The organism is Curtobacterium sp. NPDC089185, from assembly GCF_040685235.1.
In the GTDB taxonomy this organism is placed as follows: domain Bacteria; phylum Actinomycetota; class Actinomycetes; order Actinomycetales; family Microbacteriaceae; genus Curtobacterium; species Curtobacterium citri.
In genome coordinates, this window is sequence record NZ_JBFBHK010000006.1 from 91940 (window position 1) to 104471 (window position 12532).

Annotated in this window: 12 protein-coding genes; 7 read left to right on the forward strand and 5 right to left on the reverse strand. The window is 74.0% G+C overall.

The window, feature by feature from the left end; translation table 11 throughout:
- Nucleotides 1-8 precede the first annotated feature (8 nt).
- Nucleotides 9-1550, forward strand: coding sequence for an SLC13 family permease (locus AB0N84_RS08400; RefSeq protein WP_363545178.1), 1542 nt, complete (start codon nt 9-11; stop codon nt 1548-1550).
- On the forward strand, nt 1550-2068 hold the full coding sequence (locus tag AB0N84_RS08405; RefSeq protein WP_289458896.1) for a gluconokinase: 519 nt from the start codon (nt 1550-1552) through the stop codon (nt 2066-2068). The genes AB0N84_RS08400 and AB0N84_RS08405 overlap by 1 nt, the downstream gene beginning before the upstream one ends.
- On the opposite strand, the gene AB0N84_RS08410 is transcribed toward AB0N84_RS08405, so the two are convergent.
- Entirely contained in the window at nt 2061-2972 is a 912-nt protein-coding gene (locus AB0N84_RS08410) for a L,D-transpeptidase (protein WP_182047573.1), read from the reverse strand. The genes AB0N84_RS08405 and AB0N84_RS08410 overlap by 8 nt on opposite strands.
- A 124-nt stretch (nt 2973-3096) precedes the next feature.
- Here AB0N84_RS08410 and AB0N84_RS08415 point away from each other — a divergent pair, with 124 nt between their 5' ends.
- Nucleotides 3097-4413 carry a cytochrome P450 gene (locus AB0N84_RS08415; protein WP_363545182.1) on the forward strand — a complete coding sequence of 439 codons (1317 nt, stop codon included), beginning with the start codon at nt 3097-3099 and terminating at the stop codon, nt 4411-4413.
- A gap of 125 nt (nt 4414-4538) precedes the next feature.
- Here the strand turns inward: AB0N84_RS08415 and AB0N84_RS08420 are convergent, their stop codons facing one another.
- Nucleotides 4539-6203 (reverse strand): ABC-F family ATP-binding cassette domain-containing protein, encoded by a 1665-nt coding sequence (locus AB0N84_RS08420; RefSeq protein ID WP_363545185.1) that lies wholly within the window; start codon nt 6201-6203, stop codon nt 4539-4541.
- Nucleotides 6204-6259: 56 nt separating this feature from the next.
- On the opposite strand from AB0N84_RS08420, the gene AB0N84_RS08425 reads away from it, so the two are divergent.
- From AB0N84_RS08425 to AB0N84_RS08435, 3 genes are read left to right on the forward strand one after another with little or no spacing between them, the layout of a single operon-like run.
- Entirely contained in the window at nt 6260-6850 is a 591-nt protein-coding gene (locus AB0N84_RS08425) for an NAD(P)H-dependent oxidoreductase (protein ID WP_363545188.1), read from the forward strand.
- Complete coding sequence (locus AB0N84_RS08430) at nt 6847-7545, forward strand: HAD family hydrolase (RefSeq protein WP_363545191.1); 699 nt, start codon at nt 6847-6849, stop codon at nt 7543-7545. Before AB0N84_RS08425 ends, AB0N84_RS08430 begins: the two co-directional genes overlap by 4 nt.
- 16 nt (nt 7546-7561) lie before the next feature.
- The gene (locus tag AB0N84_RS08435) at nt 7562-8377 is read left to right on the forward strand and encodes an ornithine carbamoyltransferase (RefSeq protein ID WP_363545194.1); all 816 of its coding nucleotides are present in this window, start codon (nt 7562-7564) and stop codon (nt 8375-8377) included.
- A gap of 130 nt (nt 8378-8507) precedes the next feature.
- Here AB0N84_RS08435 and AB0N84_RS08440 read toward each other — a convergent pair whose 3' ends face one another.
- Genes AB0N84_RS08440 through AB0N84_RS08450 form a run of 3 tightly spaced genes read right to left on the reverse strand, consistent with a single transcriptional unit; the run spans nt 8508 to nt 11483 of the window.
- Nucleotides 8508-9176, reverse strand: a complete 669-nt coding sequence (locus AB0N84_RS08440; protein ID WP_182047569.1) for a response regulator transcription factor — start codon at nt 9174-9176, stop codon at nt 8508-8510.
- The gene (locus AB0N84_RS08445) at nt 9173-10525 is read right to left on the reverse strand and encodes a histidine kinase (RefSeq protein ID WP_363545197.1); all 1353 of its coding nucleotides are present in this window, start codon (nt 10523-10525) and stop codon (nt 9173-9175) included. The genes AB0N84_RS08440 and AB0N84_RS08445 overlap by 4 nt, the downstream gene beginning before the upstream one ends.
- On the reverse strand, nt 10512-11483 hold the full coding sequence (locus AB0N84_RS08450) for a type II CAAX endopeptidase family protein (RefSeq protein WP_363545200.1): 972 nt from the start codon (nt 11481-11483) through the stop codon (nt 10512-10514). Before AB0N84_RS08450 ends, AB0N84_RS08445 begins: the two co-directional genes overlap by 14 nt.
- 119 nt (nt 11484-11602) lie before the next feature.
- On the opposite strand from AB0N84_RS08450, the gene AB0N84_RS08455 reads away from it, so the two are divergent.
- Nucleotides 11603-12526, forward strand: coding sequence for an NmrA family NAD(P)-binding protein (locus AB0N84_RS08455; RefSeq protein WP_363545203.1), 924 nt, complete (start codon nt 11603-11605; stop codon nt 12524-12526).
- Nucleotides 12527-12532 lie beyond the last annotated feature (6 nt).

The following is a 12532-nucleotide window of genomic DNA, read 5'->3' on the forward strand; positions in this document are numbered from 1 at the left end:
GGGCACCGATGCCTCACGCACCCACCGGAGGAACCGCGCCGGTCGACACGTTGCACGGGCTGACCGTCCTGGCCGCCGAGGGCGGCGGCACGCAGACCGTCGACCCCTCCGGTCCGATCGGACAGCTGATCACCGCGGCGCTGCTCGGCATCGTGGTGATCATCGTGCTCATCACCTGGCTCAAGGTGCACCCGTTCGTCGCGCTGACGATCGGTGCGCTCGGCGTCGGCATCGGGGCCGGTCTCGCCCCCGACAAGGCGGTCACGAGCTTCGGTACGGGGTTCGGTGCCACGATGACGAGCGTCGGGATCCTGGTCGGCCTCGGCTCCATGTTCGGTCGGATGCTCGTCGACTCGGGTGCCGCGGACCGGGTCGTCGACACGCTCGTGCGGCGCTCGTCGAAGGCCGCGCTGCCGTGGACGATGGCGCTCATCGGCGCACTGATCGGCCTGCCGATGTTCTTCGAGGTCGGCCTCGTGCTCCTCATCCCGATCATCGTGCTCGTCGCCAAGCGCAGCGACGTCCCGATCATGAAGATCGCGGTGCCCGCCCTCGTCGGCCTGTCCACGATGCACGCGTTCGTCCCGCCGCACCCCGGCCCGCTCGTCGCGGTGTCGACCGTCGGCGCGAACCTCGGCACGACCCTCGCGTTCGGCATCGTCCTGGCGATCCCGGTCATCGTGCTGGCCGGCCCGGTCTTCGCCCGGTTCGCCGCACGGTGGGTCGACATCCCCGCCCCGGACATGTTCGGGTCGCGCGGGTCCGGGTCGTCCGACCCCGCGCACGCAGGCCGGGAGGCCCGCCGCGGCCCCGCCACGCAGGACACCGCGTCGCTGCCGAACGGCAAGAGCGACTTCACCCGCGTGATCACTGAGCCGCGCAGCCCGTCGTTCGCGGTCGCGCTCGTCGGCATCCTGCTGCCCGTCGTCCTCATGCTCGCCCAGGCGGTGCGCGAGGCGACCGCGCCCGACGCCGCCGGTGCGTGGGTCTCGCTCCTCGACTTCCTCGGCAGCCCGATCATCGCGATCGGCATCGCGACCGTCTTCGCGATGGTGTTCTTCGCGATCGGTGGCGGCATGGGCCGGAGCGCGGTCGCGAAGTCGCTCGAGGACGCCCTGCCCCCGGTCGCCGGGGTCCTGCTCATCGTCGGCGCAGGCGGCGGGTTCAAGCAGGTCCTCATCGACACCGGCATCGGCGGCGTGATCGCCGACGCCGTGCAGGAGTCGGGCATCTCGGTGCTGCTCGTCGCCTGGGTGGTGTCCGCGCTCGTGCGCGTCGCGACCGGCTCGGCGACCGTCGCGACCGTGACGGCGGCGGGCATCATGGCCCCGATCGCCGCAGACCTGTCGACGCCGGAGACCTCGCTCCTGGTGCTCGCGATCGGCGCGGGCTCGGTCTTCCTGTCGCACGTCAACGACGCCGGGTTCTGGCTCGTCAAGGGCTACCTCGGCACCACCGTCGGCCAGACGTTCAAGACGTGGACGGTGCTCGAGTGCCTCATCTCGGTCATCGGCCTCGTGGGCGTGCTCATCGCCGGGGTGTTCTTCTGATGCCGGGCGCCGAGGCACGGGTCCTGGTGGTCATGGGCGTCTCCGGCTCGGGCAAGTCGACCCTCGCCGCGACCCTGGCCGACCAGCTCGGGTGGGACCTCGCCGAGGGCGACGACATGCACCCGGCGGCGAACGTCGAGAAGATGCATGCGGGCACACCGCTCACGGACGACGACCGCTGGCCGTGGCTCGACCTCGTCGCGGCCTGGATCCGGGAGCACCTCGACACGGGGACCCCGGGCGTCGTGACCTGCTCGGCGCTCAAGCGCTCCTACCGGGACGTGCTGCGGGCGCCCGGCGTGGTGTTCGTGCACGTCGCCGGTGACACCGGGACCATCGAGCAGCGGATGACCGCCCGGTCCGGCCACTTCATGCCGACGTCGCTCCTCGCCTCGCAGTTGGCGACGCTCGAACCGCCGCAGCCGGACGAGGCGCACCTGACGGTGGCCGCGGACCGGTCGCCCGACGAGGAGGCCGCCGAGGTCGTCGTGCGCCTCGGCCTGCAGCCGGTCAGCTGAACCAGATCGCCGTCCCGACCGGCAGCTGCGACAGGGTCGTCGTCATCGCGGCGGAGATCCGCACGCACCCGTGCGAGCTGCCGGTCGGGTCCGGGTAGTAGTGCAGGGCGGTCAGGGCCGCGTTGCCGCCGTACTGCGGGATCCGCGAGGAGTGCGCACCGGTGAGGATGATCGGGTTGCCCTGCGTGTAGGTCACGCGGGCGTCGACGTAGGCGGCCTCGACGTAGGTGGCGGTCGAGGTCGGTGTCGGGTCGTCCGGGGTGCCGAGCCGGGCCGCCTCGGTCGCCGACACGGAGCCGTCCCTGGCGACCACCGACACCGTCGAGGCCTGGACGTCGACCCGGATCATCCGGTCCGTCGGGGCGATCTCGAAGTCGGCGGCACGGGCCCACGCGAAGGTGGCACTCGGCGCGGTGGGGTCACCGCCGTCGCCCGGCGTCCGGTTCCGGGCGGGCGTCGACACGAGGACCATGCCGCCGTCCTGTCCCGCCGAGCGGCCCCAGACCGCGGTCGCCGCGGGCGTGTCGATGGTGGACACGGTCGACGCGAGGGTCGCCACCGGGCGGGCGTCGGGCGCGGCGTCGGCGTACAGCGCGACGAGCCGCTGCTTCGGCGTGGCGATCTCCCAGCGGTTGTCCGGCCGGACGTGGCTGCCGTCGAGGAGCTCGGGCACGACCGCGTCGTGGAAGGCGAGGGGGAGGGCGGCGAGCTCGGCCTCGGACGCCGCCGCCGGGACCGCGGGGAGCGTCGGGGTGGGGCTCGGTGTCGGGGTCGGGGTCGCCGTGCTGCGCGCGGCAGCGGTCTCGACGGGGGCCGACGGCTGCACCGCCGCACCGATCCCGACGGCGGCGAGCGCGGCCGCCGCCACCGCGCCGATCGTGATGCCCCAGGTCCTGCGTCGCATGTACCCCTCCCTGGACCAGTGGACCACATCGCGGCCGCGACCGCACCGCGCGGGCGCGTCGTGACGACGCCGGGCCGCTCCCGTCTGACCCGACGGACACCGAGCGGTCGGCAGCATGGGCGGCATGGCCATCGACGACTCCCTCGGCATCCTGACCCGCGGCTACGGCTTCGGCGCGCACCTCTGGCGACGCACGCGACCGGACGCCCGTGCGGTCCCGTTCCGGCTGCTCGGCAAGCCCGCACTGCTCGTGCGCGGCGAGGAGGGCGTCGACCTCTTCTACGACGGCTCTCGCACGCGACGGCACGGGGCGATGCCGGCGCTCGTGCAGCGCACCCTGTTCGGGGTCGGGTCGGTGCACTCGCTCGACGGCGCCGAGCACCGGCACCGCAAGGCGACCTTCGTCGACGTCGCCTACGAGGACGAGCAGGTCCGCCGCCTCACGCCCTTCCTCGCCGAGGAGTGGTCCCGCGAGCGCGACGCCTGGCTCGCGGGCGGACGCCGGAGCGCCTACGACGCCGCGGTCGGGGCGATCGGTCGCGCGGTGATGCGGTGGGCGGGCCTGCCCGGCACGCCCGCCGCGAAGACTCGGTGGGCGGCGAAGCTCGCGCAGGTCGTCGACGGGTTCGGCGTGCCCTACTCGCCGGAGTACCTGCTCGCGGCGCTGAACCGGCACTGGTCGGACCGGCACGCAGCCCGGCTCGTCGAGGCCGTCCGGGGCGAGCGCCTGCACCCCGCGGCGGGCACGGCGCTCCACGAGTGGGCCTGGCACCGCGACCAGGACGGTGCGCTGCTGCCCCCGCGGACCGCCGGCATCGAGCTGCAGAACTCGATCCGACCCGCGATCGCCGTCGCCCGGTTCGTGGCGTTCGCGGCGAAGGAGCTGCACGACCGGCCGGAGTGGCGCCGGCGGATCGCCGAGGAGACCGTCGAGCGCGGCTCCCTGGTCGACGGGCCCGTTGCCGTCGCGTTCGCGCAGGAGATCCGCCGCACCGCGCCGTTCGTGCCCGTGCTGCCCGCCTGGGCGACCGAGGACGTCGAGCTCGACGGGGAGCGCGTCCGCGCCGGCGGCCGGGTGGTGCTCGACGTCCTCGGCACGGACACCGACGACCGCTCGTGGTCGGACGCCGACCGGTTCGACCCGTCGCGCTGGCTCGACGTCACGAGCTGGGACGACGTCGAGGCCGTGCGGACCTTCGTGCCCCACGGCGGCGCGGACGTCGCGACCGGACACCGGTGCCCGGGGGAGAAGGTCGCGGTCGCGGCCCTCGCCACCGCGGTCGCGGTGCTCGGTGACCCCCGGCTCGAGGTGCTCGACACCGGGCTCGACGTCGACCGTCGGCGTATGCCGACGAAGCCGGCGTCCGGCGGACGCGTCGCGCGCCGCGGCGCGGCCACCGGCCGCTCCGGCGGCTGCCCGTTCCACCGTTCCGCGCACTGACGGCACCGGTGTCGGTCGGGAGGCGCGTGGCGGACCCCGCCACGGTCCTCCCTCGCAGGCTCGGTCGGCGCGCCCCGCGCAACGCTTCGCGTGGCCGCTGAGCGGAGCGCGCCCGACCTTCCTCTTCAGCCCTCGGTGACGCGACCCGCCTCGACCCGCCACCGCCGGTCCAACCGCACGGTGTCGAGCATCCGCCGGTCGTGGGTGACGAGCAGCAGGGTGCCGTCGTAGGACTCCAGCGCCTGCTCGAGCTGCTCGATCGCGGCGAGGTCGAGGTGGTTCGTCGGCTCGTCGAGCACGAGCACGTTCACGCCGCGGGCCTGCAGCAGGGCGAGACCAGCGCGCGTCCGCTCGCCCGGGGACAGCGCCGACGAGGGGCGTCCGACGTGGTCGGCCTTCAACCCGAACTTCGCGAGGAGGGTCCGGACGTCGGCCGTCGTCATCTCGGGGACCAGGTCCTCGAACGCCGCGGCGAGGGGCTGTTCGCCGGTGAACGCCGCGCGGGCCTGGTCGACCTCGCCGACCGCGACGCTCGACCCGAGGGACGCGGACCCGGTCGTCGGCGCGGTGCGGCCGAGCAGCGCCCGGAGCAGCGTCGACTTGCCGGCGCCGTTCGGACCGGTGATGCCGATGCGGTCGCCACCGGAGACCTGCAGCGACACCGGGCCGAGCGTGAAGTCGCCCTGCTCGTAGACCGCGTCGGACAGGGTGGCGACGACCGCCGACGAGCGCGGGGCGCTGCCGATGGTGAAGGCGAGCTGCCACTCCTTGCGGGGCTCCTCGACCTCGTCGAGCCGGGCGATGCGCGACTCCATCTGCCGCACCTTCTGCGCCTGCTTCTCGCTCGACTCACTCGCGGCCTTCCGGCGGATCTTGTCGTTGTCCGGCGCCTTCTTCATGGCGTTCCGCACGCCCTGGCTCGACCACTCGCGCTGCGTCCGGGCGCGCGAGACGAGGTCGGCCTTCGTGGCGGCGTACTCGTCGTACGCGTCCCGCTTGTGCTGGCGGGCGATCTCGCGCTCCTCGAGGTACGCCTCGTACCCGCCGCCGAACAGCCGGTGCGACGACTGGGCGAGGTCGAGCTCGAGGACCGCCGTCACCGACCGGGCGAGGAACTCGCGGTCGTGGCTGACCAGCACGGCGCCGCCGCGGAGGCCGCGGACGAACTGCTCCAGCCGGTCGAGCCCCTCGAGGTCGAGGTCGTTCGTCGGCTCGTCGAGGAGCACCACGTCGAAGCGGGAGAGCAGCAGCGCGGCCAGTCCCACCCGGGCCGCCTGCCCGCCGGACAGCGCCGTCATCGGCGAGTCCGGTCCGACGCCTGCGCCGTCCGCCGTCACGTCCAGACCCAGTTCGCCGAGCACCACGGGCAGTCGTTCCTCGAGGTCGGCGGCACCGGACGCGAGCCAGCGCTCGAGCGCGACGGAGTACCGGTCGGCCGCGGCGTCCTCGGCGTCGGGGTCGCCCAGGGCCTCGGCTGCGCGGTCCATGTCGGCGGTGGCGTCGGCGCACCCGGTGCGGCGGGCGACGTACGCGGCGACGGTCTCGCCCACGACGCGTTCGTGCTCCTGCGGGAGCCAGCCCACGAAGGCGTCGGGCGGGTTCGTCGACACGGTGCCGGCGAGGGGCTCGTCGACCCCGGCGAGCAGGCGCAGCAGCGTCGACTTGCCGGCACCGTTCACCCCGACCAGACCGATCACGTCACCGGGGGCGACGGTGAGGTCGAGACCCTCGAAGAGCGTGCGTGCGGCGTACCCGCCGGCGAGGTCCTTGGCGACGAGCGTGGCGGTCATCCGGCAATCGTCCCACGGGTCGGTGTCCGTCCACCGTGCCTCGGCATCATGGGGTCGTGCCGACCCTCATCGTGACCGCCCATCCCGACCCCGACTCGCTGACGCTCGCCGTGGCTCGGCGCCTCCGCGACGCCCTCGCCGCGTCCGGCCCGGTCGAGCTCGCCGACCTCGCCGCCGAGGGCTTCGATCCGCGCTTCACCGCGGCGGACCGGCACACGTACCGGACCGGGAAGGACCCCGCGTCCGACGTGGCAGCCGAGCAAGCACGGCTCGACCGGGCGGACCACCTCGTGCTCGTGTTCCCGGTGTGGTGGTGGTCCGTCCCGGCGCTGCTCAAGGGGTGGCTCGACCGGGTGTTCGTGAACGGGTGGGCCTTCGGCGTCGGGGACGACGGACGGATCGAGCGTCGGCTCGGACGGCTCACGGTGCACCTCGTCCCGATCGCCGGCGACGACGCCGGGGTGTACGAGCGGCACGGGTACGCCGAGGCACTCCGGACGCAGCTCGAGCACGGGGTCGTGGACTACTGCGGCGCGGTCCGTGGTGCCACCGCGTTCGTCCACGAGTCCGAGCACGAGGACCCCGTCGTGCGCGAGCGTGCCGTGGCGGCCGCGGTCGACGCCGTCGTGGCCGTGGTCGGCGGGTGACCGCGCTCCTCGCGGTCGTCTTCGACCTCGACGGAACGCTGTTCGACCATGCCGGGGCCTCGGGGACGGCGGTCCGACGCTTCTTCGCCGGCCTCGGTGTCGACGCGTCCGACGCGGTGGTCGCGGCCTGGGGCGACGCGGAGCGCCGTCACTTCGACCGGTGGCGACAGGGCGAGATCGACTTCGCCACCCAACGCCGCACTCGTCTGGCCGACGTGCTGCCGTTCGCCGGGCTGTCACCGCCGCACGACACCGACGTCGCGGACGCGCTCTTCGGCCGGTACCTCGCGGAGTACCGATCGGCCTGGCGGTTGTTCGACGGGAGCGTGGAGCTGGTCGAGCAGATCCGTGCGACCGGCCTCCGTGTCGGCCTGCTGACCAACGGGACCGAGGAACAGCAGCGGGACAAGCTGGCGGTCACCGGCCTCGACCGGCACCTCGACGTCGTGTGCTCCTCGGAGGGGATCGGGGCTGCCAAACCGGACCCGGCGGCCTTCGCGGCGGTGGCCACAGCGCTCGGGGTCCATGTGGCGGAGTGTCTCCTCGTCGGTGACGACCCGGAGGTGGACGTCGCGGGTGCACACGCTGCCGGCATGCGTGCCGTCCTCGTCGAACCGGCTCGCGACGGTGCCGACGGTGTCCGGGCGGCGGTGTGGTCCGCGATCAGGGCGGCGGGCGGCGCTGGCAGGCCGTGAGACGTAGCGTGGCTGGATGCGTCACCTGCTGCGACTCGACGACTGGACCCCTGACGACGTCGACGCCGTGTTCTCCCTCGCTCGCGCGTACCAGGACGGGAGCGGTCCGATCCTGGGCGGAGCCGCCGCGATGTTCTTCCCGCCGACGAGCCTGCGGACCCGGGCATCGTTCGAGCGCGGCGCTTCGCTCGCGGGGATGCAGCCGATCGTCTTCCCACCGGAGTCGCTCGACAAGGACGAGGCACTCGAGGACGTCGCCGGGTACCTCGCCCAGTTCGTCGACGTCCTCGTGGTCCGGCACCCGGACCTCGGGGTGCTCGACACGCTCGCTGCCGCCGGCACCCTCCCGGTCGTCAACGCGATGACGAGCGAGAACCACCCGTGCGAGGTGCTCGCGGACCTGTGGGCCCTCACCCGTGGGCACGATGTCGGCTCGCTTCGTGTGCGGTTCGTCGGCGCCGACGGCAACATCGCGCGTGCCTGGGCCGAGGCGTCACGGCTGTTCGGGTTCGATCTGCTCCAGTGCTGCCCCGCAGGGCTGGCCGCGCCGGGTGCGCGGTGGACGGACGACCTCGCTGGGGCGATGGCCGACGCGGACGTCGTCCTGACCGACGGACCCGGTCGGCACGCCGCTGCTCTCGAGCCCTACCGGGTCACCGCGGACGTCCTGGCGCTCGCCCCCGCCGGGGTCCGGTTCGCCCCGTGTCCGCCGTTCGTGCGCGGTCGCGAGCTCAGCGACGACGCGATCGCGAGCCCGGCCTTCGTGGGTCACGGGGCCAAGCGTGCGCTCCTGGCGGTGCAGCAGGCGGTCCTGGCGCACTGCCTCGGCTGAGCACGCGCCCGTTCCTTCCCAGAACGACTGCTGTTCCGGGGAGGAACGTGCGTACCGGGTGAACCGGGACGACCAGGTACGCCCGGAATGATCAGGTACGCCCGATCCGACCTGCTGCCACATGCGCCCCTCACCCCTCGGGGACCGCCACCACCCGGTTCTGGTACGCCCACACCACGGCCTGCAGGCGCGACCGGACCCCGAGCTTCGGGAGCATCCGCGCCAGGTGGGACTTCACCGTGGACACCTCGACGACGAGTGCCGCCGCGATCTCCTCGTTCGACATCCCCTGCGCGAGGAGCAGCAGCACGTCCCGCTCGCGCGCGGTCAGCACCTCCGACGCCCGGTCGCCGGTCACCGGCTGGAGGCTCCGCCGCGAGACGAACTCCCGCAGGACCCGCCGGGTGAGGGTCTGGTCGATGGTGCCGTTGCCCGCGGCGACCTGCCGGACGGCGTCGACGATCACGTCGGGCTCGGCGTCCTTGAGCAGGAACCCGGACGCCCCGGCCTCGAGCGCGCCGAACACCAGGTCGTCGAGGTCGAAGGTCGTCAGCATCAACACCGGCACGGCGGGGTCGGCGTCGGGCGCGCAGAGCTCGCGGGCGACCTCGATGCCGTTCCGCACCGGCATCCGGATGTCGAGCACCGCCACGTCCGGCCGTGTGCTCCGCGCCAGCGCGAGGGCCTCGCCGCCGTCCGCCGCCACACCGACGACCTCGACGTCGGGCTCGGCCGCGAGCAGGGCCGACATCCCCGCCCGCACCAGCGGCTGGTCGTCCGCCACCAGGACCCGGATCACCGGGGCACCTCCGCCGACTCACGTCCGAGTCCCAGCGTCACCGACCAGCCTCCCGTCTCCGTCGGACCGGTCTGGAGGCGCGCCCCCACCAGGTCCGCCCGCTCGCGCATGCCGCGCAGTCCGTTCCCACCCGCTGCCGTGCTCCCCGACGCCGGTGCGGCGGGCGCCCCGTTCTCGACGGTGAGCATCAGGCGCTCCTCGTCACGGTCGTCCACCGTGACGGTCACCTCGGCCCCCGGAGCGTGCAGGGCCGCGTTCGCGAGCGCCTCCTGCACCGTCCGGTAGGCGGCGAGCTGCGCGAGCGGCCCCACGCCGTCGGCCAGCTCGCGGTCGCCCGGCAGGACCTCGAGGCGCACCGCGGACCGGTACCGGGCGCGCTCGACCAGGTCGACGATCCCGGCGACGGTCTCCACGGCGCGTTCGGCCGGGGCGTCGTCGCGGAGCAGGCCGACCAGGCGACGGAGGTCCTCGAGCACCGCGGTGCTCTGCTCCCGCACCTGGCGGACGCCCTCGTGGGCGGCGGCCGGGTCGGTGTCGATCTGCCGGTCGATCACGGCCGACATGAGGGCGATGCCGGACAGGTGGTGCGCCGCGATGTCGTGCAGCTCCCGCGCCATCGCGGTCCGTTCGCGCGAGACGGCGGCGTCGACGCGGGCATCCTGCTCGCGGACGACGGCCGAGGCCTCGGCGGTGCGGGCAGCGACCTCGGCCTCCCGTGCCGCCCGCACGTCGCGCCGCGACCGGACGACCAGGGCGACGACGAGCGGGAGTCCGACGGCCCCGACCGCCTGGGTGAACCCCTGCGGTGCGGCGTCGAGCACCGCGGCCGACACGGGGCGGCCCGAGAGCGCTCCGTGCAGGAGGATCCAGTTCTCCGCGGTGCCCGTCGCGACGAGACCCGCCGCGACGACCAGTGGAGGCCAGAGCCGTCCGAACGGGACGCGCAGGGCGGTCAGGACGACGGCGACCACGACCGGGAGCGCGGCCAGGCCGAACACGTCGCTGCTCTCGTGGGTGGCGGACACTGCGATGACCGGGACCGCGGCGACCGCGACGAGGGAGACCCGGGGGGCGGGTCGCGCGGCGAGCAGGACCGCGGACTGCACGAGGAGCCCGAGGGCGGCGAGCAGCCAGGCCCCGCTGCCGACCGTCGGGGCGTCGAGGCGTGGACCGACGGTGTCCGGGTCGATCCGGTCCAGGAAGGGCAGCCCGAGCAGCAGTCCGAGCGAGACGACGGCGGTCGCGACGGCGACCAGGACGTCGTTCCGACGGAGGCGACGGTCGCCGCCGACCCGCGCGGTGCGGGAGTCGGCGGCGACGCGAGCCGCACTCGCTTCAGCGGGTGCCATCGTTCGATCCTACGAGGCGGGCGGGGGCCGGCGTCGGGAGGCGATCCGTGCCTCCCGGCCGGCGGTCGTACCCGAGCCGACCACGGGTGGCGACCAGCAGGACCGCGGCGGCCACCGTCGAGACGATGGTGAGCCCCTGCATCATCGTGCCGGCGGTCATCCCCGGGTACATGTCGGCCCAGAGGGTCGAGATCGTGTTGTTCACCCCGACGTGCAGCAGGAGCGCGACCGGCAGGCTCTCACCGGTCCGGTTGAAGACCCACGTCATGACGACGTTGAAGGTGATCGTGAAGAGCGCGAAGACGACCGGCTCCGACCAGTGTGCGTCCGGCCACCCGCCCCAGTCCGACAGGTACAGCGGCATGTGCCAGAGCGCCCACAGCGGGCCGAGCACGGCGGCGGCACCGAGCGGTCCGAAGCGGTCCTGCAGGCGGGGGAGGGCGAAGTCACGCCAGCCGGGCTCCTCCGACAGACCCGTGGTGAACAGCTGCACCACGAGACCCGGCACGAGGGCGAGCAGGGCGAGGGCGGTCGGCGCCTGGACGTTCCCGCCCGAGAAGGGCAGGCCCGTCAGGACGATGAGCGCCGGGACGCCGACCAGGGCCAGTGCGTACCAGTACCAGGCGACCCGCCAGCGCCAGAGGCGACCGACCCACCGCCGCAGCCCCGGCCGACCGTCGGCGATCGCCGTGACGACGAAGGCGCCGCCGAGCGGACCGAGGAGCGCCCCGGGCAGGACGCCGGTGAACTGCGCGGTGCCGAGGAACTCCGGGAAGTGCAGGTCCCACACGCCCAGACCGTGCGGGCTCAGGATGTACGGCACCCAGGCGAGCCAGCTGAGGCCGAGCGCCAGGGTGGCGAAGGAGGCGAGCGGGTGCCGGACGACCAGGCCCGCGACCCCCGTCCGTTCGGGGACGACGGTGCCGGCGCCGGGCCGGACTTCGGTGGTGTTCGTCATGCCGTCCACGCTAGGAACGGCCGTCCGCCGGGACGACCGGCGGAGGGACGCATCCCGGGACCTCCACCGAAGGATGCAAGCCGGTGCCGCGACCGCCGCACGTGCGTACCGTCGGGGACATGACCACCACCGTCCTCGTCGCCGGCGCCACCGGCGACCTCGGTGCGCGCATCGTCCGCGCACTCCTCGACCACGACCCCGACGTGCGCGTCCGGGTGCTCACCCGGTCGGGCTCCTCGCCCGCCGCAGATCGGCTCGCCGCCGCGTCCGACCGGGTGTCGGTCGTCAGCGCCGCCTACGACGACCACGACGCGCTCGTGTCGGCGCTCGCCGGGGTCGACGTCGCCGTCTCCGCGGTGAGCGGCACCCGGTCCGTGATCGTCGACGCGCAGACCGCGCTGCTCCGCGCGGCCGTCGCCGCCGGGGTGCCGCGGTTCGTCCCGTCGGACTACTCCGCCGACTACCGGGCGATCACCCCCGGGACCAACCGCAACTTCGAACTGCGCCGCGAGTTCGCCGCGACCGTCGACGCCGCACCCGTCCGGGCCACCTCGGTCCTGAACGGTGCCTTCACCGACATGCTCACCGGACAGGCCCCGATGATCCTGTTCGACCGTCGCACGGTCCTGTACTGGTCGTCCGCCGACCAGGTGCTCGACTTCACGACGAAGGACGACACCGCACGGGTGACGGCGCTCGCCGCGCTCGACCCGGACGCACCGCGGTACGTCGAGGTCGCCGGGGACCGGGTGACGGCCAGGAGCGTCGCGGACACCCTGTCGCAGCTCACCGGCACGCGCTTCCGGACGCAGTGGGCCGGGACCGCGAGCACCCTCTCCGGGATGGCACGCATCGGCCGACGGCTGTCGAGCGCCGGGGACGAGGAACCGTTCCCCGCGTGGCAGGGGATGCAGTACTTCGTCAGCATGTTCAGCGGCGAGGCCGAGCTGCACCACGTGGCGAACGACCGCTACGGGCCGCACCGCTGGACGAGCGTGCGGGACGTCCTCGCAGCGCACCTCGACGCACCGGCGTCCGCCTAGGCTCGG